At 60.2% G+C, this 206-nt stretch carries 1 pseudogene; it reads left to right on the forward strand.

Annotated elements, in window-relative coordinates:
• Nucleotides 1-206 (forward strand): annotated as a pseudogene (locus E4O98_RS19225) (arabinose ABC transporter substrate-binding protein); the annotation flags it as partial.

Here is a 206-nt window from a genome sequence, read left to right on the forward strand (position 1 = left end):
TTGGGACTGGAAGGACACTTATGCGGTGATCAACACCTTCAACGAACTCGACACCGGCAAGAAGCGCACCGACGGCTCGATCAAATCCCTGGAAGACGCCGGTATTCCCAAGGATCACATCCTCACCGCCGCGCTTAAAACCCTCGACGTACCCGGCAGCATGGACGCCACCAACTCGGCCCTGGTCAAGCTGCCCGGCGGCGCTA

Source organism: Pseudomonas sp. W2Jun17 (assembly GCF_023127795.1).
Lineage (GTDB): Bacteria > Pseudomonadota > Gammaproteobacteria > Pseudomonadales > Pseudomonadaceae > Aquipseudomonas > Aquipseudomonas synxantha_A.